Origin of the sequence: Paeniglutamicibacter terrestris, from assembly GCF_012271785.1 — a bacterium.
Taxonomy (GTDB): domain Bacteria; phylum Actinomycetota; class Actinomycetes; order Actinomycetales; family Micrococcaceae; genus Paeniglutamicibacter; species Paeniglutamicibacter terrestris.
Window position 1 is genome coordinate 120,276 of the sequence record NZ_JAAWVT010000001.1, and the last position, 20,453, is coordinate 140,728.

The 20,453-nt window shown below is 62.7% G+C and carries 19 protein-coding genes; 4 read left to right on the plus strand and 15 right to left on the minus strand.

What is annotated here, in order from left to right:
- Positions 1-10: 10 nt before the first annotated feature.
- The 5 genes from HED64_RS00565 to HED64_RS00585 all read right to left on the minus strand — a co-directional run bounded on the left by HED64_RS00565 (position 11) and on the right by HED64_RS00585 (position 7,128).
- On the minus strand, positions 11-850 hold the full coding sequence (locus HED64_RS00565) for a sugar phosphate isomerase/epimerase family protein (protein ID WP_168150212.1): 840 nt from the start codon (positions 848-850) through the stop codon (positions 11-13).
- Positions 851-875: 25 nt separating this feature from the next.
- A complete protein-coding gene (locus HED64_RS00570) occupies positions 876-1,901 on the minus strand; it encodes a Ppx/GppA family phosphatase (RefSeq protein ID WP_168150213.1) in 1,026 nt (341 codons plus the stop codon).
- A gap of 42 nt (positions 1,902-1,943) precedes the next feature.
- A complete protein-coding gene (gene topA, locus HED64_RS00575; protein ID WP_168150214.1) occupies positions 1,944-4,727 on the minus strand; it encodes a type I DNA topoisomerase in 2,784 nt (927 codons plus the stop codon).
- Between the two features lie 134 nt (positions 4,728-4,861).
- Positions 4,862-5,506 (minus strand): ArsR/SmtB family transcription factor, encoded by a 645-nt coding sequence (locus HED64_RS00580; RefSeq protein WP_168150215.1) that lies wholly within the window; start codon positions 5,504-5,506, stop codon positions 4,862-4,864.
- An 11-nt stretch (positions 5,507-5,517) separates the two neighbouring features.
- A complete protein-coding gene (locus tag HED64_RS00585) occupies positions 5,518-7,128 on the minus strand; it encodes a DUF7059 domain-containing protein (protein WP_342590617.1) in 1,611 nt (536 codons plus the stop codon).
- A gap of 59 nt (positions 7,129-7,187) precedes the next feature.
- Between HED64_RS00585 and HED64_RS00590 the strand changes: the two genes are divergently transcribed.
- A complete protein-coding gene (locus tag HED64_RS00590; RefSeq protein WP_210149127.1) occupies positions 7,188-7,772 on the plus strand; it encodes a GNAT family N-acetyltransferase in 585 nt (194 codons plus the stop codon).
- 118 nt (positions 7,773-7,890) lie between these two features.
- Here HED64_RS00590 and trhO read toward each other — a convergent pair whose 3' ends face one another.
- A complete protein-coding gene (gene trhO, locus HED64_RS00595) occupies positions 7,891-8,805 on the minus strand; it encodes an oxygen-dependent tRNA uridine(34) hydroxylase TrhO (RefSeq protein ID WP_168151067.1) in 915 nt (304 codons plus the stop codon).
- Between the two features lie 137 nt (positions 8,806-8,942).
- Between trhO and HED64_RS00600 the strand changes: the two genes are divergently transcribed.
- Both HED64_RS00600 and HED64_RS00605 read left to right on the plus strand, forming a co-directional pair.
- A complete protein-coding gene (locus tag HED64_RS00600) occupies positions 8,943-9,611 on the plus strand; it encodes a GNAT family N-acetyltransferase (protein WP_132359017.1) in 669 nt (222 codons plus the stop codon).
- Positions 9,612-9,716: 105 nt separating this feature from the next.
- Positions 9,717-12,056 (plus strand): DEAD/DEAH box helicase, encoded by a 2,340-nt coding sequence (locus HED64_RS00605; RefSeq protein WP_168150217.1) that lies wholly within the window; start codon positions 9,717-9,719, stop codon positions 12,054-12,056.
- Between the two features lie 40 nt (positions 12,057-12,096).
- Here HED64_RS00605 and HED64_RS00610 read toward each other — a convergent pair whose 3' ends face one another.
- From HED64_RS00610 to HED64_RS00640, 7 genes are all read right to left on the minus strand, one after another.
- Positions 12,097-12,492 (minus strand): Rv3654c family TadE-like protein, encoded by a 396-nt coding sequence (locus tag HED64_RS00610; RefSeq protein WP_168150218.1) that lies wholly within the window; start codon positions 12,490-12,492, stop codon positions 12,097-12,099.
- Positions 12,489-12,833, minus strand: a complete 345-nt coding sequence (locus HED64_RS00615) for a TadE family type IV pilus minor pilin (RefSeq protein ID WP_168150219.1) — start codon at positions 12,831-12,833, stop codon at positions 12,489-12,491. Before HED64_RS00615 ends, HED64_RS00610 begins: the two co-directional genes overlap by 4 nt.
- Before the next feature lie 18 nt (positions 12,834-12,851).
- Positions 12,852-13,076: a DUF4244 domain-containing protein gene (locus HED64_RS00620; protein ID WP_168150220.1), complete on the minus strand. Its 225-nt coding sequence runs from the start codon at positions 13,074-13,076 to the stop codon at positions 12,852-12,854.
- A 170-nt stretch (positions 13,077-13,246) separates the two neighbouring features.
- Positions 13,247-13,804 (minus strand): type II secretion system F family protein, encoded by a 558-nt coding sequence (locus HED64_RS00625; protein WP_168150221.1) that lies wholly within the window; start codon positions 13,802-13,804, stop codon positions 13,247-13,249.
- Complete coding sequence (locus HED64_RS00630; RefSeq protein ID WP_168150222.1) at positions 13,801-14,526, minus strand: type II secretion system F family protein; 726 nt, start codon at positions 14,524-14,526, stop codon at positions 13,801-13,803. Before HED64_RS00630 ends, HED64_RS00625 begins: the two co-directional genes overlap by 4 nt.
- Positions 14,523-15,737: a TadA family conjugal transfer-associated ATPase gene (locus tag HED64_RS00635; protein ID WP_168150223.1), complete on the minus strand. Its 1,215-nt coding sequence runs from the start codon at positions 15,735-15,737 to the stop codon at positions 14,523-14,525. Before HED64_RS00635 ends, HED64_RS00630 begins: the two co-directional genes overlap by 4 nt.
- Positions 15,734-17,065, minus strand: coding sequence for a CpaE-like family protein (locus tag HED64_RS00640; RefSeq protein WP_168150224.1), 1,332 nt, complete (start codon positions 17,063-17,065; stop codon positions 15,734-15,736). Before HED64_RS00640 ends, HED64_RS00635 begins: the two co-directional genes overlap by 4 nt.
- A gap of 156 nt (positions 17,066-17,221) precedes the next feature.
- Between HED64_RS00640 and HED64_RS00645 the strand changes: the two genes are divergently transcribed.
- Complete coding sequence (locus HED64_RS00645; protein WP_342590618.1) at positions 17,222-18,934, plus strand: bifunctional 3'-5' exonuclease/DNA polymerase; 1,713 nt, start codon at positions 17,222-17,224, stop codon at positions 18,932-18,934.
- Between the two features lie 18 nt (positions 18,935-18,952).
- Here HED64_RS00645 and HED64_RS00650 read toward each other — a convergent pair whose 3' ends face one another.
- A complete protein-coding gene (locus HED64_RS00650; RefSeq protein ID WP_168150225.1) occupies positions 18,953-19,669 on the minus strand; it encodes an NUDIX hydrolase in 717 nt (238 codons plus the stop codon).
- On the minus strand, positions 19,666-20,451 hold the full coding sequence (gene nth, locus HED64_RS00655) for an endonuclease III (protein ID WP_168150226.1): 786 nt from the start codon (positions 20,449-20,451) through the stop codon (positions 19,666-19,668). Before nth ends, HED64_RS00650 begins: the two co-directional genes overlap by 4 nt.
- Between the last annotated feature and the right edge of the window lie 2 nt (positions 20,452-20,453).

Here is a 20,453-nt window from a genome sequence, read left to right on the forward strand (position 1 = left end):
TCCCGGGAGCCTAGATCGAATGTGTCCCGCTCTGCGCGCCGGTGCTCACCTGGGATAGGTGGCGACGAGCAAATTCCAGCGTCTCGCCCAGCCAGGCCTCGCGCTCTCCGGCGCCCTTGGCCTTACGGGTGGAGACCTCCACGGCCACCACACCGTCCCAGGCGGCATCACGGAGGTACTGAATCGCTTCGATCACCGGTTGGGTGCCGCGGCCGGGCACCAGGTGCTCGTCCTTGCCGTTGTCCATCCCGTCGCACAGGTGCACGTGGCTCAGTCGTTGCCCCAGCTCGCGGAAGGCCACGGCCGAGTCCATGTCGGCGATCGCCGAATGGGAGAAATCCCAGGTGACAAACTCATAGGGTTCGGGGATCGGGTTCCAGTGCGGCAGATACATCTTTGCCTCGCGTCCCCTCGCGCGCCACGGGTACATGTTCTCCACCGCGATCTTCACCCCGTACTCCTCCATGATCCGGCGGATGCCGGTGGCGAATTCGGTGGCGTAGGTACCCTGCCAACGGAAGGGCGGGTGGGCCACCACCACATCACAACCCACCTCAACGGCCATCGCTGCCGCCGATTCGATCTTGTTCCACGCGGTGCCCCAGACCTGCTGGGTCAGTAGGAGCGTGGGCGCGTGGATGGCCATGATGGGTTGTTCGTAGCGTTCGGCTAACCGATTCAGCGCCGCGGCATCCTGCGAGATCTGGTTTCCGGTGACCAAGACCTCCACTCCGTCGTAGCCCAAATCGTGGGCCACGGAGAAGGCGTCATGGACGTTCAGCGGATAAACCGAGGCGCTGGAGAGCGCAACGGGAATGGGGGCGCTGCCCTGTGTACCTGAATCAATCATGGAACGTGCCCCTTATATTTCGGTCCTAAAGAACGGTGCTTCCCTGCGCCAAGGACAGAGCCGAGGCCCTACCCAAGGCAACTTCACCAACACCCACGCTACTACTGAGCGGCGCAGTGGAGTCAAATAAAACGTGGTCAAAACGGCGCAACATCAGACCCTCACGCAGTGCCCACGGGCAGATCCGCAGGGATTTAACCTTCAGCGCGTTCATGGCTTCCAGAGCGACGACGGCACCGGCGAGCAGCTGCGGGGCACGGATCGCCGAGACTCCCGGCAATTCCACCCGCTCATCCCAGCTCATCGCGGTCAGCCGGTTGGTCCACAGCTTGAGCGAATCGGCGCGCAGCACGCGCTTCACATAGGGTCCATCGGCGCTGGGCGCAGCACCGGTGATCCGGGCCAGGGATCTGAAGGTTTTGGAGGTGCCGGTGACCATGGACGGCTTGCCAAATTGGCGCAGCTCCTCCGCGGGTTCGGCCAAAACCTCGCGCACATAGTGGCGCATTTCCTTGAGCCGTTGGATCGATGGACGATCCTCGGGCAGCCATTCGCGGGTCAACCGTCCAGCACCCAGTGGTACCGAGTGCGCCACGGTGGGAAATTCGTCTCCGCCCAGGGCGAGTTCGAAGGAACCGCCACCCATGTCCAGGTTCAAGATGGTGTCGGCACTCCAGCCAAACCAGCGGCGCACCGCGTGGAAGGTCATGCCGGCTTCCTGTTCACCGGTGAGCTCGGTGAGCTGGACACCGGTCTCATTTACGACCCGAGCCAGCACCATCTCACCATTGGCCGATTCACGGATGGCGGAGGTGCAGAAGGCCAACAGGTCCTCGGCATGATGATTGATGGCAAATTGTGCGGCCTCATGCACGAAGTCCAACAACTCGGTTTGCCCGGCGTCGTTGATGGCCCCGTTTTCATCCAGGAAAGACACCAACGACAGGGCCCGCTTGTGCGAGGCAAAGGGCACGGGGCGGGCGCCCGGATAGGCATCAACCAACAACAGATGGACCGTGTTCGATCCAATATCCAGTACGCCCAGCCTCATTCTGTGCCCTTCATGCTCTTGCTCGGTCCTCGCTAGCGAGGGCTACTTGCTAGTTTTCTTGGCCGCTGGCTTTTTGGCCGGAGCCTTCTTGGCGGCCGGCTTTTTGGCAGGGGCTTTGGCAGCGGTCTTGCGCTTGACCGGTCCACGGGCGCGCTTGTCGGCCAATAGCTCGATGGCCCGCTCCCGGGTCAGCTCCTCCAGCGTGGTGTCCCGCGGGATGGTGATGTTGGTGACGCCGTCGGTGATGTAGGCACCAAAACGTCCCTCCTTGACCACGATGTTCTTCTCCGACACCGGATCCACACCAAACTCGGCCAGCGGCGGCACGGCCGCCCGCGCGCCACGAACCTTCGGCGTTGCGTAAATCTCCAACGCTTCTTCCAGCGTGATGGTGAAGATTTCTTCCTCGGTGCCGATGGAGCGCGAGTCGGTGCCCTTTTTCAGGTAGGGCCCGAAGCGGCCGTTCTGCACCGTGATTTCCACACCCTCGGCGTCGACTCCCAGCACCCGCGGCAGCGAAATCAGGCGCAGTGCCTCCTCCAGCGTGACCGATTCCACGCTCATGGTCTTGAACAGCGAACCGGTGCGCGGCTTGGCCTTAACGGGCTTCTTCGGCGGCTTGGGCTTGCCGTTTTTGTAGTACTCAACGGGCAGTGCGGCCAATTCCTCGACCGTGGGCTCCACGATGACCTCGGTGACGTAGGCGCCGTAGCGTCCGTCGCGGGCCACAATGGTGCGCCCGGTCTCCGGGTCAACACCGAGCACGTTTTCGCTCGGACCCTGCTGCTCCATCAGCTCGATGGCCTTTTCGGCAGTGAGCTCGTCCGGAGCCAGATCCTCTGGCACATTGGCACGCTGCGGGTCGGTGCCCTCGGGGGCATCGGCGGGCAACGGCTTTTCAAGGTACGGGCCAAACTTGCCCACGCGCAATACGATGCCCGGGGCGATGTCGATGGAGTTGATGGCGCGAGCGTCGATGTCACCCAGGTTGTTCACCACCGATTCCAGGCCGGCCTCGCCGGTGGCCTCGGAACCGAAGTAGAAGTCCTTCAGCCAGGCGGTGCGATGTTTCTGGCCGTGCGCAATCTCATCCAGGTCATCTTCCAGGCGTGCGGTGAAGTCGTAGTCGACGTACTTGCCGAAGTGCTCCTCCAGCAGGCGCACCACGGAGAACGCGATCCAGCTGGGCACCAGGGCGCCGCCACGCTTGGTCACGTATCCGCGATCCATGATGGTGGAGATGGTCGGGGCGAAGGTCGAGGGGCGACCGATCTCGCGGGCTTCAAGCTCCGCGACGATCGAGGCTTCGGTGTAGCGCGCCGGCGGGGAGGTGGTGTGGGAGATGGCGTCGATGCCGGTGCCAGCCAACGGGTCGGCGACCTTGAGCTGGGGCAGGCGTGCTTCCTCTGCCGCGTCGGCAGCCTCGGCCTCGCGGGCTGCGTCCCGGCCTTCCTCATAGGCGGCCATGAAGCCGCGGAAGGTGATCACGGTGCCGGAGGCGGAGAACTCTGCGACCTGCCCCGTGGTGGCTTCACCGGCCAGCTTGATGGTGGCGGTGAAGCCCTTGGCGTCCGACATCTGCGAGGCGACGGTGCGCTTCCAGATCAGTTCGTAGAGCCTAAACTCATCGGCCGAGAGCTGGGCACGGACGGTGGCCGGGCGGCGGAAGGAGTCACCGGCGGGGCGGATGGCCTCGTGGGCTTCCTGCGCCGCTGCACTCTTGGCCTTGTAAACGCGTGGCTTATCCGGCACCGAATCGGTTCCGTAGAGTTCTGCAGCCTGCTTGCGGGCGGCGTTCACTGCCTCGTTGGACAGGAATACCGAGTCGGTACGCATGTAGGTGATGTAGCCGTTTTCATACAGGCGCTGGGCGACCTGCATGGTCGACTTTGAGCTCCAGCGCAGCTTGCGGCTGGCTTCCTGCTGCAGCGTTGAGGTGGTGAATGGAGCCGCGGGTCGACGGGTGTAGGGCTTTTCATCCACCGAGGTCACGGCAAAATCGGCCTCGGCCAGGCCGTTGGACAGTGCCGTGGCACCGGCCTCGTCCAGGTGAGCGACGGAGCCGGACTTAGGGGTCTTCAGTTCGCCGCGGTCGGTGAAGTCGCGGCCGGTGGCCACGCGGGCACCGTCAACGCTGGAGAGCTTTGCGCCGAAGGATTCGCCGGCATTCGTGGCGAAGGTTCCGGTCAAGTCCCAGTAGGAGGCGTTGCGGAACGCCATGCGTTCGCGTTCGCGCTCGACCACCAGGCGAGTTGCCACTGACTGCACGCGACCGGCGGACAGTCCACGGGCCACCTTGCGCCAGAGCACCGGGGAGATCTCGTAACCGTAAAGACGATCCAGCACTCGACGGGTTTCCTGGGCATTAACCAGGTCGGTGTCGAGTTCGCGGATATTTTCCATGGCACGGTTGATGCCCTCTTGGGTGATCTCCGTGAAGGCCATGCGGTAGACCGGAACCTTGGGCTTAAGCACCTCAAGTAGGTGCCACGCGATGGCTTCGCCTTCGCGGTCCGCATCGGTTGCGAGATAAAGTGCGTCGGCATTTTTGAGCTTCGCTTTGAGCTCGGCCACACGCTTCTTCTTATCCGGGTATACGACGTAGTAGGGGTCGAAGTCGTTGGTGACATCCACGGCAAATTTGCCGTACGGACCCTTTTTCATCTCCGTGGGCAGATCGGCGGGTTGCGCCAAATCGCGAATGTGCCCCACCGAGGCATCAACTTCAAATCCATCGCCCAAATACTTGGCGATAGATTTGCTCTTAGCAGGAGACTCCACGATCACGAGCTTCATACCGGTCTTTTCCTTGGCCTTGGCGGGCACAGCACTCCTATTAGCAACCAGTGGTGCACCAAAGTGGGCGCACAGCACATTCCCTGATCTAGGTTAGCCGCAATTTTGCGCACCTCGGCAAGCTGGGAACCTCAAATAGCGTTTTCCCGGCCCACAAGAGGAACCTAGTCACCCATTTCGGGGCGGATCTCGGGGAGAAATGAAAGCATATAGTAGAGCCGGTCCCCATCCACGCCACGGGCCTCGGGTTCAGCCAAATCCTCGTACTCATACAGCAGGTCGTAGACCTTCTTGATGAATTCCTTGCGCTGAGTCTCGGAGAGGAACACCACACCGGTGGTCAGTACCGGAGCACGATCCGGCGCAGGTTCGTGACCTTCCTTGCGTTCTTTATCACGACGGTTAATCTCCGCCGAAAGTCGGTCACGGAAGGCGTTGAGCTGCACGTTGAGGTAGGCGTTCTTCGCACTGGTCGAGTCCGAGAGTGAGCCGAGCACCAGTTGGCTGCCGGCTGCCTTCCAGCGGCGTTCGCGGCCATCACCCTCGCTTGCCGCACGGATCACGTAACCGTATTTCTCCAGGGCACGCAGGTGATAACTCATGGCGCTCGGAGTCAGAGCACAGCGCGTGGCCAGTTCCGTAGCGGTGCGTGTTGCCTGCGATGCAAAAAGTTCTTCCAGCACCGTCAGTCTCGCCTCGTGGGCAAGGGCGCGGATGGCTTGCGGGTCGCTAATCGACACCGGTGCGGCGGGCGCCGGGGACACGCTGACGGTTTTTACGCCTGCCTCCGGGGATGTGTTCTGACTCATATCAAAAAACTTTAGCGGTTGTTTCGCATCTCCAAAAGAAACCCGTGCTTAATAAGCCGGACAACTCCTTCATGTAGCCGCGATGAAAACTCAGGATCGCCCTCGCCAATCAACGAATTAAGCGCGATGACTAGTGACGATACGCTCAAATCACCATCGCAGGCAGAAACAAACCCGGTCAGTGCGGTGTCCAATATTTCGGTTCGCCGTAAACCTGCACCTTGGCGTAACAAGATCACGCCGGGGTGCTCCGCACCCGGTCGCTGGTGGCGTTCCTCGGTCACGTCCTCGGCCACCACCAAATGCAGGTCACGAACATCACGAGCGGCCAATTCATCGGCCACGGAAATGTCGCGTGTCAGGTACGAACCGATGGGCTGTTCGATGGGATAACCGATCGCTTCGAAGTTGACTCCCATCCCGTTTTTTCCTTCGGCGGGCCGGCGCAACCAGACCATGCCGAAACCGATGGCCCCGACATTACGTGAGGCAAAGTCATCGAGATAGGCACCGTATTGCTCGGCAAACGCCAACGGGTCCCTGCCCTGCGAAGCGTCGCGCAGCCAGGTCTCGGCGTATTCGGTTGGGCTGACCATTTCACGCTGGATGAACCAGGCTTCGGTATCGGCACTGAGCCAGGAACGCGGGCCGGCGGTCCAGTCCCGAGACTGCTCCTCATCCACCGCTTCGGTGATCTCCCAATTGGCCAGCATTTGGGCGCTTCCGCCCGGGGCAAGAATCGAGGGAAGGGAGCTGACAAGCGTGGACACCAGGGTATCGCCGGGCATCCCACCGTCGCGGTAGGTGAAACGATCCGCATCCTGTTCGCCGGCAAAACGTGGAGTGATTACAAAGGGCGGGTTGGAGACGATCAGATCAAACTCTTCACCCCGCACCGGATCTAATAGGGACCCCAAACGCAGGTCAACACGTGCCTGCAGGTCATGTGGATCGATGGCCAACGCTTGGTGATTGAGTAATAAATTGAAGCGGGTGAACCCCAATGCACGTGCCGAAATATCTGTGGCAACCACCCTGTCTGCGTGAGACAGCAAGTGAAAAGCTTGGATGCCGCATCCGGTGCCCAAATCCAGGGCGTACCGGACCTGCGGGCGCACGGTGGTCTGAGCTAGGGTCAAGGACGCTTGGCCAATGCCCAGCACGTGATCGTGGCGCAGTACCCCGGCACGCTGGTGGGCACCCAAATCGCTGGCTACCCAAATTTCCTCATCAGCATCGGAGGCATGGGTGCGCAAATCAACGCGTGCACGCCAGAGTTCTCCCGATTCTGCCGGTTCGATCAGGCCCAGGCCGTGAAGCCCTGCGATCCCCGTGGCCGGGAAGGCAGCAGCAAGTTCGCCCTCCGGCACCTCGACGCCGAGCATAAACAAGCCCAGGGTGGTGCTCAGCGGCGTGGGGGCATCCAACACCGCGAGGGTGCGTAGCGCCGGAATGAGCTGATCGCGGAGCAATGCATCGTGCGCGGTGTCACCGAGAAACTCGGTGATCGCCTCATGGTTGAATGCGGCGCGGCGCAAATCACCGGCCAAATGCTCAAGGAGCCTGACATCGTCACTGCGCGGGGCATCGGGAACTTGGGCAAAGTTTTCGGTGGAAGTCACGCTTCACAGTCTAGCGATCAGCTCCCCGGCACGGGACGGCGATGCCTAAGATAGAACTCATGATTGAGGTCACCACCACCCACTTGCAGCAACTCTCCGTCGCCGAGCTCCGTCCAAGCACACGAACATTGCCTGCAGGGGCACGAATCGAGCGCGTCGAGGCCATGACTCCGGAGTTCAGCAAGTACCTGTACCAGGGTGTGGGTAGTGGCTGGAACTGGTCCGACAGATTGTCGTTAACTCGCGCCGAGTGGAGCTCCCTGCTTGAAGCCCCAGGAGTTGAAACGTACGTCGTCTACCTTCATGGTGCACCGGCCGGATACATAGAGCTGGTCGGCCGGGTCGAAGGATCGGTGACCGAGGTGGAAATCATGTACTTTGGGCTCTTTCCACAGAGCATTGGTCACGGGTTGGGCGGGGCACTCTTATCCGAGGGGATGGCACGGGCTTGGGATCTTGACGCGCGTTGGGCATCCTTCCCACCGGTGAGCAGAATCTGGGTACATACCTGTTCGCTGGATGGACCTGCAGCCTTGGCGAACTATCTGGCCCGCGGACTGCAGATCTTCCACACCGAAAGCGAAATGCTGGAGCCCGGTGACGGAACCGCTGGCATGTGGCCAGAGATCATGCCAAGCACGTAACCCAGAGTTCGTCGCCGAAGTCCCGGGGCAAATCGGCGGGCATGATGACGACCCTTTGGCGACTAACGGCACGTCATATCGTGGAGATCATCGGCAGATCGCCACCTATCGAACCGCTCTATTGGACGAGTGAGCCCTTCGGTTCGGGCACGCATTCGGTGCACTGGCGCAATTCGTCGTTGGCAGCACAGTCCGCGCAGAAAAGACGAAGATTGCGGCAGGTGAGGTTGGAACAGTTTTCGAACTTATTCGTGGGTGCCGAACAGCCAACACATTTCCCGATTGTCACGGCATCTTCGGAGAATTCCATGTGCATGCGCTTATCGAAGACATAAAGTGATCCTTCCCACAGGCCCTTGTCTCCATAGGTCTCGCCATAACGCACGATGCCACCCTGCATTTGGTAAACCTCTTTGAAGCCACGCTTAACCATGAGCGAGGAAAGCACCTCACAGCGGATACCACCGGTGCAATAGGTGACGATCGGCTGGTCCTTCATATCGTCGTACTTGCCCGATTCGATCTCGGCAATAAAATCATGGGTGGTTTCGACGTCTGGAACGATGGCGTTCTTGAACTTGCCAATCTGCGCTTCGAAGGCGTTGCGCCCGTCGAAAAAGAGCACCTCTTGACCGGCTGCTTTTTTGGTTTCCACCAACTCATGCAGGGCTTCGGGCTTGAGATGGACGCCGCCGCCGACCACACCGTTCTCGTCGACTTCGAGCTCGGATGGAGCCCCGAAGGACACCACTTCGTCACGAACCTTGACCGAGATTCTCGGGAAGTCTTCGGCTGAGCCGTCGGACCACTTGATATCCATTTTTTTGAATGGCGGGTACTCCCGGGTGGCCTTCACATAGGCCTTTACATCTTTGATTTCACCGCCAACGGTTCCGTTGATCCCCTGGCTGGAAATGATGATGCGACCGCGAAGGTTCCACCGTTCGAGCAGGGCCCGCTGCCACAGGCGTATAGCCTCTGGATCGGCAAGTGGAGTAAATGCGTAATACAAGACAATTCGGTTCTGCGACACGCTATTAAGGGTAGGGCCTAAAACCACTGGTGTGCGCGTGAAGTGGCAACCATCACCGGGTAAACACTGTGTTTCAAGCTTGCAACAGTTGTCATAAATGCACTGCAAGTAGGTTGTTCACGGGGTAGGGTCGATGTATGGGATCTACTGCAAGCGATGAATTAATTGGCACATGGGTTACCGGCTGGGCCGGTGCTCGAGGCTACGAAAGTCGGCATGAGGGCCGCGTTCACGCTGCCCTTCGTCACGACACTTCCGGTGATTGGGAGTACGTCATCTATGAACCGTCCAATGAGGAATTGGTGGCCGTCGCTGAGACGCTCAACAAGCACCCCAAGCGTCGGCTAACTGCCTTCGCCAACGAGACGTCGAGCCTCATCGACGCCGCTCAGGCGGCTGGTCTTACCGTAATTAACGCTAATGAGATCCTGATGGTGACCGAAATGGTCGGCCACGATGTCGAGGCGCCTTTGCCCGCCGAAGGCTTTGCCTTCCAAATTGAGCGCGACGATTCACACGCATACGTCTCTATCCACCCCGAAGATGACCCGTCGATCGTTGCCGCTAGTGGCCACGTTTCGGCAGTCAACGGCTATGCGATCTTCGACCGCATTATCACTGCTCCGGATTTCCGCCGACGCGGTCTGGGCAGCCTCATCATGCGCACCCTTGTCTCGCTAGCCCTTGAACACGATGTTGAAGAAGGCCTGCTGATTGCCAGCATTGATGGCCAGCAGCTCTACAAGTTCTTGGGTTGGACCGATCTGGGCAATGTTGTGCTTTTCGAGGGCCAACAGGAAGCTTAAGCTTCGTCTAATAAGCAATGAAAGTGGTGGATCCCGCGACAGCGGGGTCCACCACTTTTGTCTTACATGACATGGCTGGGCCGCAGGTGATGCCACAATGAAGCAGTGAACGAATACTCGGAACAGATCGCCCTTCTCGGCCATGGGCCCACCCCCAAGGCGCTGCTCCATTCTCGGATCATCGAGGCACGCGAAGCAGTCTCTGGTCCCTGGCCCGAATGGGTGCACCCCGATGTCAGATCAGCGTTTGAACATTCGGGAGTTCAAACGCCATGGCTCCACCAAGTCCAAGCCGCCAATCTCGCCCATGAGGGCCACAACATTATCGTGGCCACAGGAACTGCATCGGGAAAGTCGTTGGCCTATCAGCTGCCGGCACTGAACGCGATTCATGTCTCCTCGCTGGAGAATCAAGCCACCCTGATTCCCAACGACGCCACGGTGCTCTATCTCGCCCCGACGAAGGCTCTGGCGGCAGACCAACTCAGCGCCATCGAAGGCTACTCCCTACCCACGGTTCGTGCTGCCGGCTACGACGGGGACACCGAAGTATCGGCTCGACGCTGGATCCGCGACCATTCCAACTTCATCCTGTCGAATCCGGACATGCTGCACTACGGCATCCTTCCCAACCACACCTGGTGGGCCAGAATGTTGCGTCGGTTGAAGTTCGTGATCATCGACGAAGCCCATTCCTATCGAGGGGTCTTCGGATCGAACATCGCCAACCTCTTGCGGCGTCTTCGTCGTATCTGTGAACACTACGGTGCCAACCCGGTCTTCATCGGTGCCTCAGCCACCAGTTCCGAACCTGCTGCGTCCTTTTCCAAACTCATCGGCGCACCGGCAACGGAGGTTACCCACGATTTCTCCCCCAAGGGATCTGTGACCATCGGACTATGGGAACCTCCGCTGACCGATCTCCACGGAGAGAATGGCGCTCCAACCCGACGCACGGTGATCGCCGAGACCTCCAATTTGTTGGCAAACCTCGTTTGTTCCCAGGTTCGCACCCTCGCGTTCATCAAGTCCCGCCGCGGCGCCGAAACCATTGCAACAATTACCCGGTCGATGGTCGACCAGGTCCATCCATCATTACCAGCGCGCGTCGCAGCCTACAGATCCGGTTACCTTCCCGCCGAACGCCGCGAGTTGGAAAAATCGCTACGCAACGGCACCCTCCTGGGGGTTGCCTCAACCTCGGCCCTAGAACTGGGCATTGACGTGGCCGGACTCGATGCGGTGCTCGTGGCCGGGTGGCCCGGAACTCGGGCCTCCTTTTTCCAGCAGATCGGACGGGCAGGTCGAGCAGGTCAAGACTCCTTGGCCGTATTGGTAGCCAGCGACGACCCCCTGGACACGTATCTGGTGAATCACCCGGAAGCAATCTTTGAGGCAGGAGTTGAGGCCACCGTCTTTGACCCAGAGAACCCCTATGTGCTTTCCGGGCACCTGTGCGCTGCGGCGGAGGAACTTCCCCTGCGTTCCGAGGATTTGTCCGCCTTCGGCCCCACCGCCCCGGCGTTGCTTGATTCGCTGGTTCAGCGCGGATTCCTGCGCCGCCGACCGGCTGGCTGGTTCTGGACCCACCCCGAGCATGCTGCATCCATGGTGAACCTACGTGCCGACGGAGGCGGACCGGTCAGCATCATCGAAACGGAGACCGGAGCCCTGTTGGGAACGATGGACTCCCCGCAAACTCACTACCAAGCGCACAACGGTGCCATTTATGTTCACCAAGGTGCCACCTACGTGGTGGATGAACTCAACGAAACCGACCACTGCGTCATGGTCACCCGCGCCAACCCCGACTTCTACACCCAAGCCAGGGACATCACCACGGTGGAGGTCATCAACACCGAACGCACCGCAACGTGGGGTCCGATCACCGCGAACTTCGGCGAAGTGGTGGTGACTACCCAGGTGGTGTCCTTCCAGCGCAAATCAGTGATGAGCAACGAAATCCTCTCGGAAGAACCTCTCGGACTTGAGGCTCGCGACCTGCACACCAAGTCGGTGTGGTTCACCATTCCCGAAAAGCGGCTGCTGGCTGCGGGTATCACCCCGGAAGATTTCCCCGGTGCTCTGCATGCTGCCGAGCATGCCTCCATCGGCCTGCTTCCATTGGTGGCGTCAAGTGACAGGTGGGACATCGGTGGGGTCTCCACTGCCCTACATATGGACACCGGGATGCCGACCATCTTCGTCTACGACGGGCATCCCGGTGGAGCAGGGTTCGCCGAGCGCGGCTTTGATCGAGCGGTCCGATGGCTTGGTGCCACCCGCGATGCCATCGTCGCCTGTGAGTGCGCCACCGGATGCCCCTCATGCGTGCAGTCGCCCAAATGCGGCAACAAGAACAACCCGTTGAACAAAGCCGCAGCCGTCCTGTTGCTCAGCGCCATCCTGCACGAAGCACAACGGGCGGACGCGGCACCCCAGTAGAAGTACCCGCGCCGGCCCGCCGGATCAGTTCCCGCCACGTTTAGGGCAATATCCACGGTTGCGGTGGTGGTCCTGCCCGGGCGACCGAAAAGGCTCGGGTCAGATCGGGTAGCCATCCGATCGGCGCAACAGCAACGCTGACCCTGACGGTCACGACCTCTCCGCTGGGCCCAGCTCGGGTGCAGCCCACCAGTGCGGCCGAGTTCGCGGAGGCAGTGCGCGAGGCCACACCGCACGGATCACCGGGGGCCAGCCCGCGCGCGGCATCGGCCGCGGCCAATGCCGCCAGGTCAGCGGCGGTTCCTGCCGTGGCCCCGGCCTTCGCCACCGAAGTGAAGATCAGCACCACCATGAGTCCGAGCGCTGCCACGCATACGACCGAGAGCATGAGCACCGTTCCGCTTCCTTCCTCCGTGTGGTTTCTGGCGCTGCTCATGGTTGCTGCTCTAGGCGGGCGTTGGCTTCGGCCCGCAATTGAATTTCACCGAGTAACGGCAACTCGACTCCTGAGAGAACCACCACGTGCCCATAACCGGCACCGTAGGAACTGCTGACGCTGATGTGCGGCCCGGCGATCCGGTGGGCGGTTCCGATAACTTGTGCCTCATCGGTGCCGCGAGCCAGCTCTCGTGCCGCTGCACTAGCTGCCTGCTGGATGCGGACCTGTTCCCCGCCCACGGCGCCCACACCCACTACAAGTGCCACCAAGATGGCCACGGCCGGCAGAAGAACCGCCACTTCCGCTGTCGCGCTGCCGGATTGTGATTTCGTGGCCATGATGGTCTCACTTCGTTCTTAGAAGGACAGGGCCTGACGGATCAGGCCCATGAGCAGCCCGCGAACATCCCCGCTGGAGAGAATGCTGACCAAGAGTCCCGCGAAGGCGACGGCGGCCAGGGTGACGATGGCGAATTCGGCGGTGGTGCTGCCTTCCTCGTCGTGGAGCAGACCGGTGCTCGATTCCGCGTTGTGCTGCAGATCGATGTGGCCGGGTGTTGCTTCGTTGGTGTAATTTTCCATGATGGGTCCTTCACGTTGAGTTGAGGTGGGCTCCTGGAGATCTGGAAGCTCGTCCGGTGCCGGGTGCGCTCCGGTGAACTTCACTACGAGTGTGCGGGGATAACCATTGGTGGTGCAGCGGCCGCCGGTCCGGTTGGGGATAACCCCGATGCGCTAGAAAGCATGACGGGTCATATTCGGGGAAGCAAGGAAATCACCACGGGCACCACCCCGAGGGCGATGAAGGCAGGCAACGCGCACAACCCCAACGGCACCACTAATTTGATGCCGAATTCCGCGCCCCGGGCCTCGGCCTCACGAACACCTCGTTTGCGGGCGGCGGCTGCGCAGGAGCGCAAGAGTGCCGCCGCTGGTGCCCCCGACAGTTGTGTAAAGCGCAGCGTGGATTCAAGTTCACGCACCACGGTGCTGCTCTGGGTCCAAGCGCGGTCCCAGTCCACGTTCATTTCCAGGGCGCGAGCCACCCTGCCCAGTGAGCCGTAGCCAGGAACGTTGGCCCCGATGATGCGCAGCACCAAACGCAGGGGCAGCCCCGACTCCAGCAACGTCGCACACATCTCCAAGACCAGCGGTACGGATTCGGGCTCTGTCGCCGTCTCCGATTCACCGGATGTGGTTAGCTGCCCGGGTCCACGTCCGGATCGTGGTGTGCCGCGGTTCGTCGGGGAGCCCAGTGCTATCCATACTGCCGCTCCGCAGAGCAGCACCGCAGCCAACACGGCGCTCATGATGGCACCTTCGCCGTGATGGCCCGCAGCATCCGGGCACACCAAAGTTTGTTAACCAGCCATAGGCTGATTCCGCAGAGTAGGGCGATGCGGCCCACGGGATTCATGGTGAGGATGACGAAGGGGTTGATGCCCAGCAGTTGACCGAGTCCTAACCCAATGCCGGGAAGAATCGTCAGCAACCGACTGGTGGCCCGCGGTCCGGCCAGGGCCGCGTGCAGTGCCCTGTGCATATCCGCCGCGCTTTCCTGTTCCTCGGCCAGGGTGTCGAGCAGATCGGCGAGCGCGGCCCCGGATTGCTCGCAGATGGCAAAGCACCAGGCCAAACGATTCCACAGGCGCCGATTTTCCGGACGCAGGAGGGTGTGCGATCTCCCATGGGCGGCCAAGCCCTCTTGCAGCGTTCCCCCGGTATGTATTTGGGCCAGGGCCCGGGTACAGCCCGCTTGGATGTCCGTATCACCGGCGCTCGTGCCCGTTGACCAGATATCCGCCAGAAGGCCAAACGCTGCGGCCGGTGCGATACCGGCACGAAGTAACGCCGCGAGCTGCCGAATGAACGTGGCGTTTTGCTCGGTGGCCAGGGCGAGGTTAGAACGTCTGGGCCCTCGACGCCGGAGCCGAGGCGCCGGGCGCTGCTGGCTTGGCTTGGCGGTGGGGCCCGGTGCCGTCCAGAGCCAGACCGCTGTCCCCAGCAGGAGCACGGCAAGGAAGGTGATCACCAGGGGCTCCTTTCACCTGCTGCGTCGAGCCGCTCGCGGAACCAGGTCAGTGCCTCGGGGTCGGCTGATTCGCTGCCTTGAGCGTGGATCAGCTGTACCGCCAGGGTTCCGTGAGTGGTCAGGACAAGGCGTCCGAGCTGGATGGGAGAACGTCTGCCCGTGGCCGGATCCCGGCGCAGATGAACCAGCACATCTAGGGCGCTGGCCGCTTGTAGTGCCGTGGCTGCCGAGTCCATTCCCGCCAGCGCACCCATCGCGGCGAGTCGCGCTGGGACGGCGATGACGCTGTTGGCGTGCACGGTTCCGGCGGCACCCTCATGCCCGGTGTTCATCGCGGCGAGGAATTCACGCACCTCCGCTCCTCGACATTCCCCAACCACCAGCCGGTCCGGTCGCATCCGCAGTGCCTGACGCACCAGGACCTCCAGCGAGATTTCTCCCGCACCTTCCACGTTTCCGCTGCGGGACTGCAACCCCACCAGGTGTGGGTGGGCCGGGGCGAGCTCCGCGGAGTCCTCCACCACGACGATCCGTTGGTTCGCTGGCACGGTGGCCAGCAGGGCCGAGAGCAACGTGGTTTTCCCGGCCCCGGTGCCGCCGGAGATCAGGACGTTCAATTTGGCTGCCACGATGGCCTTCAGTGCCGCTAACCAGTCGGGGTCCTCGACCAGAGCATCGAGCGGCTGGTTTTTGCTCCCCTTGATGCGGATGGAGAGCAATGGCCCGCCGGTGGAGATCGGCGGCAGCACCGCGTGGATGCGGTAGTTGCCCAGCGACACGTCAGCAAAGGGTTGTGCGTCATCAAGCCGGCGCCCGCCGGCGGCCGCGAGGCGCACCGCCAGGGCGCGAATCTGCCCGGGGTCGCTGAAGGCGGTATCCGAGGCGTGTAGTCCGCTACTCCCATCCACCCAGACTCGTCCGCGGCCGTCGATGAGGATATCGGTGGTGCCAGGGACCTCGGCCAGCCGTTCAAGAATGCCCAGCCCGTGGATGTCATCGCTGAGCGAACGCAGCATCTCGGTGCTGCTCGCTGAACCGATGACCCGCCCCGTGGCCCGTACCGCTGACGCCAGATCCACCTCACTGAGTTCTCCGTGCTGGCCCATGGCGCGTAGACGCACTTCTTCGAGCACCTCGGCGTTGGCCAGCGACATCGGCAGCGCCGTGGCTGCTTCCCAGCGGCGGCGGCCCGGGGCCCCTTCGGGACTCATGCCGCGGCCGCTTCGTGGGTTTCAACGAACTGCGCCGGTTCTGAGCCCTTCCCCAATTGGGCCACAGTTCGCCGTAAGGAGCGATGGACCAGCACGTTCATCAGCCCTCCCGCCGCGGCAGCCCGCGCGATGGAACGCCGTGGGGCGAAGTAGCCGGCCAATTCGAGTCCCGCCCGCTGTGCCACGATGCGGGTATCGGTTCCGCTGCTGAGTTTGCCAGTGACGATCAGACGCCAGGGGTGGGCTTGGTCCCCCAACCGTTGCCCGGCACCCTGCGCATAACTCGACCCGGCACCCAAGAGCAGCAGCCGGGTCGTGGCCAGCGCCGTCATGGCCGCCGGGACGGAGCCGATGCGCCCGGCATCAATCACGATGCGTTCATAGATGCGCCGTGAGGCGGCAAGGACCTCGCTCAGCAGCGCCATGGATGGCACAAAGGCGCCGGGGTCGCGGATCCACGTGAGCACAGCGGTGCCCTGTGCCAGCGGCAGGATTTCGGCAAGTTGTCCGGGTGAGAGCTGCCCGCGGGAATTCTCTAGGTCCTCCCAGCCCAGGCCCTCTGCCTCCCGGGCGCGGAGCACCGGCCAGAATCCGGGAGAGTGAGGATCGGCGTCCAGTAGCAGGGTGCGCTGGCCGGACAGTGTTGCGCTCGCGGCAAGCAGTGCGGCGAAGGTGCTGGTCCCTACGCCGCCGCGGGCTCCGGCAACGATCGAGACGTGCGCTCGCCCAGCATGGAGTCCCAGTTCCCCGAGGTATTCGCCGAGCCAGGCGGTGGCCTGTGGAAGGATCGCGACGCGTGCTCCGGGTGAGGCCGCCGCCGCGCGCCAGAGGATGTCTTGGTGTTCCTGGGTGCCGGTGAGGATCAGCGTGCATCCGGCCGGTATTGCCCCCAGCTCGGCCACCGCGTCGGCTCCCACCAAAATAACCTCGTTGCCGTACGCCGCCGCGTGGGCACCGTCGTGAGCCAAGACCAATTCGATGCCCGCCCCCACGGCGATGGAGGCCAGCGTTTGGGCCAGTTCTACATCGCGGCTGAGCAACACGGCGCGAGCCAACGCGGCGGGCCGGGCCCCGGCGGTTCCGGCGGCCGATGGCACACGCGCCGAGACGCGGACGCCATGGATGGGAGTCGACGGCAGCGGGAGCGTTCGTGCCTCCTGCTCGGGATCCGGTTCGGGCACCGGCAGGGGTTCGGGCACCAGCGCGGGCACCGGCGCGGGCGGCATCAGGCGTTCTTGATCCCGTTCACGGGCAGCAACCAGCGCTGGCAGCTGTAGGCTTCGCGGGCGTGGAGTGGATCGGGCGACAAATCTGCTGGGTTCCTTCATGTCTCCCAGCGTGGTCGCGGTGGACCATCGGGCATAAGCCCCTTGAGTTCCGCCACTGGATAAGTCTGAGCGAGGCACGGCAGTTGATGGTGCGGGAAGGTTCGGGGAAGGCGAGGCGCGATGCCAAGGCGGTGGTGCGGCCTGCAAGAATGGAGCGTGCAGCAATTTGCGGTAGTGGCCACCCACTCCATCTCTCAGTCAGACGCCGAAGCCGAGGCAGCCACCGCGGTGGTGTCCATCGTGGACGGATCGGGCACCGCATTATTTCCCCCGGTTCAGGTCTATGGCGATACCCTGGCCACGGTGGTGGCAGAGCTGGAGGGAAAAAAACCGCGCTGGGTCTTCGACTCGGTCCAGGGCTGGTACCCCAAGCTGTTGGCCGCCGGTGTGATGATCGAACGCGTCCATGACCTCTCACTGGCCCGCACCATTTTGCGCAATACCCCCTTTGCTCAACCCAGCGCCTACCTCGATTCGATTCGCGCGCTGCCGGATCCCTCCACCACCGCTCCCGCCCACCTGTTGCCGCCGGCCCGGGTCGCGGAGAATCAGGGTGAGCTGTTCGGTGAACCCAAAAACCACAGTGCCGCGCTGGAAAATGTGCTCGCAGAATTTCTGGCTCAGCGCGCCGCCGTCCCGCCCACCGAGCGCGGTCAGCGGCTGAACCTGCTGCTGGCCGCCGAATCGGCCGGAGCGCTGATCGGTGCGGAGATGACCCATGCGGGGGTGCCCTGGGATGTGGCCGAACACCATCGGCTGCTCACCGAGGCGCTGGGCCCCAGAGTCGCTCCCGGAGTACGCCCGCCGAAGATGGAAGCCCTGGCAGCAACATTGCGTTTACTCCTTGATGCCCCGGGGCTCAACCCCGACTCCCCCGCGGAATTACTTAAGGCCATGAACCGGGCCGGCATCGCGATCAGCAACACCCGGGCCTGGGAACTGACGGAGATCAAGCACCCGGTCATCGAACCCTTGCTGGCTTACAAAAAGATCGCCCGGCTGGCCAACGCCAACGGTTATGTGTGGGTGGATCGTTGGGTGGATCGCGGTCGGTTCCGCCCCACCTACATTGTGGGCGGAGTGGTCACCGGGCGCTGGGCCTCCAATGGCGGCGGGGCACTGCAGATCCCCCATCAGGTCCGCTCGGCGGTGCGGGCCGACACGGGCAAGGTGCTGGTGGTCGCCGATGCCGCGCAGCTGGAGCCACGCATCTTGGCCGCACTCTCGCGTGATGACGCGTTGGCTGCCGCCGCCCGCGGCAAGGATTTGTACCAGGGCATTGCCGACGCCGGCTTCGGCGGGGATCGGGCGCACGCCAAGGTGGCCATGCTCGGGGCCATGTACGGTGCCACCAGTGGCGAATCCGGACGGCTGTTACCCAAGTTGAAGGCCACCTACCCGCGGGCCGTGGGATTGGTGGAATGGGCAGCGGCCCAGGGTGAGGCCGGTGCCGGCGTGTCATCGTTCCTGGGCCGCGGCACCCCGCCGGCGCCCGAAGCGTGGCTGAAGGCCAAGACGCGCACCACCTCGGAGGCCGAAGCGCGTGCCGTGGAGGCCGAGGGCCGGGCCCGTGGACGCTTCACCCGCAACTTCATTGTGCAGGGCACCGCCGCCGAATGGGCGCTGTGCTGGATGAGTGAGCTGCGCAGGCGCCTATCTGCGAGCCGGGCGGCAGGCATTGATGCCGGTCAGCTGGTATTTTTCCTGCACGATGAGATCATGCTCCACGTCCCGGCCGACCAGGGTGAGACGGTGATCGCGCTGGTGCATGAGTCGGCCAAGGCGGCCTCCGAGCTGCTCTTTGGCAGAATCCCGGTGGATTTCCCGGTTACCGCCGTCATCGTGAATTCCTACGACCAGGCCAAGTAGGACCCGGCGGGTGGCCCGCTAGGGCGTGTGCCGCCCACCAACGCCGATATGCACTTCGCGCTGAGCATCCCAGGGCAGCGTCCAGCCCAGGTCGTTGAAGATCCGATCCAGCAGGATCCCGGTAAAGCCCCAGATGAAGCCGCCGTCCACGTCGAAGGCCGGGGCGCAAAAGCGCTGCCCGTCGCGTTGAATAACCGAGGAGACCCGGTTGGCCGGATCCAGCAGGTCGGCGACCGGGGCGCGGAAAACGGTGGAGGATTCGGAGGTGTCCACCACAAAAACTTCGGAGGTCTGGTGCCACCAGCCGATGACCGGGGTGACGATGAAGTTGGTGATGGGCAGCTCCGCATCGGGCAGCACACCCAAAATTTCCACACCCGCCGGATCCAGCCCGGTCTCTTCCTCGGCCTCACGCAGGGCAGCGGCGATCGCATCCGTATCCTCCGGATCCACCTTGCCACCAGGGAAAGCCACCTGGCCGGCGTGTTTGCGCAGCGTGTCGGCACGGGTCACAAAAAGCACATCGAGGTCCTCGTGAACGGATTTCACCCCGCTGGCCGCCGGAACATCATCCAGCCGGCCAAAGAGAATCAGCACCGCCGCATGCTTCGCGGTGGTCGGATTCAGCGGGTTGAACACCCACGTGGAAGGCATCTTGGTGGCAGCTTCCGGACCACGCCCGGACAGGTGCGCCTTGGCCCGGATCATCTCGCGTAGTTCGCTGCGTACACTCATGCTTCTAACCCGTATCCTTCTTCACGCAATTGAACGCGTGTGGCTCCGGCGCGCATCTTGGCGGCCAGCTCCTCACGGCCCGGTGCCAGCTCATATTTGAGCAGCTTGAGCGCCTTCACTTCGTCGGTCTCGCCCTCCCCGTAGGCCGGGCAGAGTGTGGTCAGCGGGCAGGCGCCGCAGGCCGGCTTGCGGGCATGACAGACGCGGCGGCCGTGGAAGACCACGCGGTGGCTGAGCATGGTCCAGTCCCCCGGCTCAAAGAGCTCAGCTACCTCATGCTCGATCTTGACCGGGTCGCTTTCCTTGCTCCAGCCAAAGCGCTTCGACAGGCGCATGAAGTGCGTATCAACGGTGATGCCCGGAACCCCAAACGCGTTGCCGAGCACCACGTTGGCGGTCTTGCGCCCGACCCCGGCCAGGGTCACCAGGTCCTCAAGCCGTCCAGGAACTACCCCGTCATAAACATCAACCAGACGGTTGGACAGTGAAAGCAGGGAGTTGGCCTTGGCGCGGAAGAAACCGGTGGACCGGATGAGTTCCTGCAAGGCCTCCGGGGCCGCCTGACTCATGGCCAGCGGGTCGGGGTACGCGGCAAACAGTGCCGGAGTGATCGCGTTGACCCGCACATCGGTGGTCTGGGCGGAGAGCACCGTGGCCACCAAGAGTTCGAAGGCGTTGGTGAAATCGAGCTCCGGCACCGCATATGGGTAGGCATCGGCAAGTACCCGGTTAATTTTCCGGGCCCGACGTTTACGCCCCAGCGGGGTTTCTTGGCTGTGCATTC

What these genes read in the sequence shown, in the direction of transcription:
- HED64_RS00590 (WP_210149127.1), top strand. Translation starts at nt 7,188, where the DNA reads ATGATTGAGGTCACCACCACCCACTTGCAGCAACTCTCCGTCGCCGAG.
- HED64_RS00610 (WP_168150218.1), bottom strand. Translation starts at nt 12,492, where the DNA reads ATGAGCAGCGCCAGAAACCACACGGAGGAAGGAAGCGGAACGGTGCTC.
- HED64_RS00600 (WP_132359017.1), top strand. Translation starts at nt 8,943, where the DNA reads ATGGGATCTACTGCAAGCGATGAATTAATTGGCACATGGGTTACCGGC.
- HED64_RS00565 (WP_168150212.1), bottom strand. Translation starts at nt 850, where the DNA reads ATGATTGATTCAGGTACACAGGGCAGCGCCCCCATTCCCGTTGCGCTC.
- HED64_RS00570 (WP_168150213.1), bottom strand. Translation starts at nt 1,901, where the DNA reads ATGAGGCTGGGCGTACTGGATATTGGATCGAACACGGTCCATCTGTTG.
- HED64_RS00625 (WP_168150221.1), bottom strand. Translation starts at nt 13,804, where the DNA reads ATGAGCGCCGTGTTGGCTGCGGTGCTGCTCTGCGGAGCGGCAGTATGG.
- HED64_RS00615 (WP_168150219.1), bottom strand. Translation starts at nt 12,833, where the DNA reads ATGGCCACGAAATCACAATCCGGCAGCGCGACAGCGGAAGTGGCGGTT.
- HED64_RS00635 (WP_168150223.1), bottom strand. Translation starts at nt 15,737, where the DNA reads ATGAGTCCCGAAGGGGCCCCGGGCCGCCGCCGCTGGGAAGCAGCCACG.
- HED64_RS00650 (WP_168150225.1), bottom strand. Translation starts at nt 19,669, where the DNA reads ATGAGTGTACGCAGCGAACTACGCGAGATGATCCGGGCCAAGGCGCAC.
- nth (WP_168150226.1), bottom strand. Translation starts at nt 20,451, where the DNA reads ATGCACAGCCAAGAAACCCCGCTGGGGCGTAAACGTCGGGCCCGGAAA.
- HED64_RS00620 (WP_168150220.1), bottom strand. Translation starts at nt 13,076, where the DNA reads ATGGAAAATTACACCAACGAAGCAACACCCGGCCACATCGATCTGCAG.
- HED64_RS00640 (WP_168150224.1), bottom strand. Translation starts at nt 17,065, where the DNA reads ATGAAGGAACCCAGCAGATTTGTCGCCCGATCCACTCCACGCCCGCGA.
- HED64_RS00580 (WP_168150215.1), bottom strand. Translation starts at nt 5,506, where the DNA reads ATGAGTCAGAACACATCCCCGGAGGCAGGCGTAAAAACCGTCAGCGTG.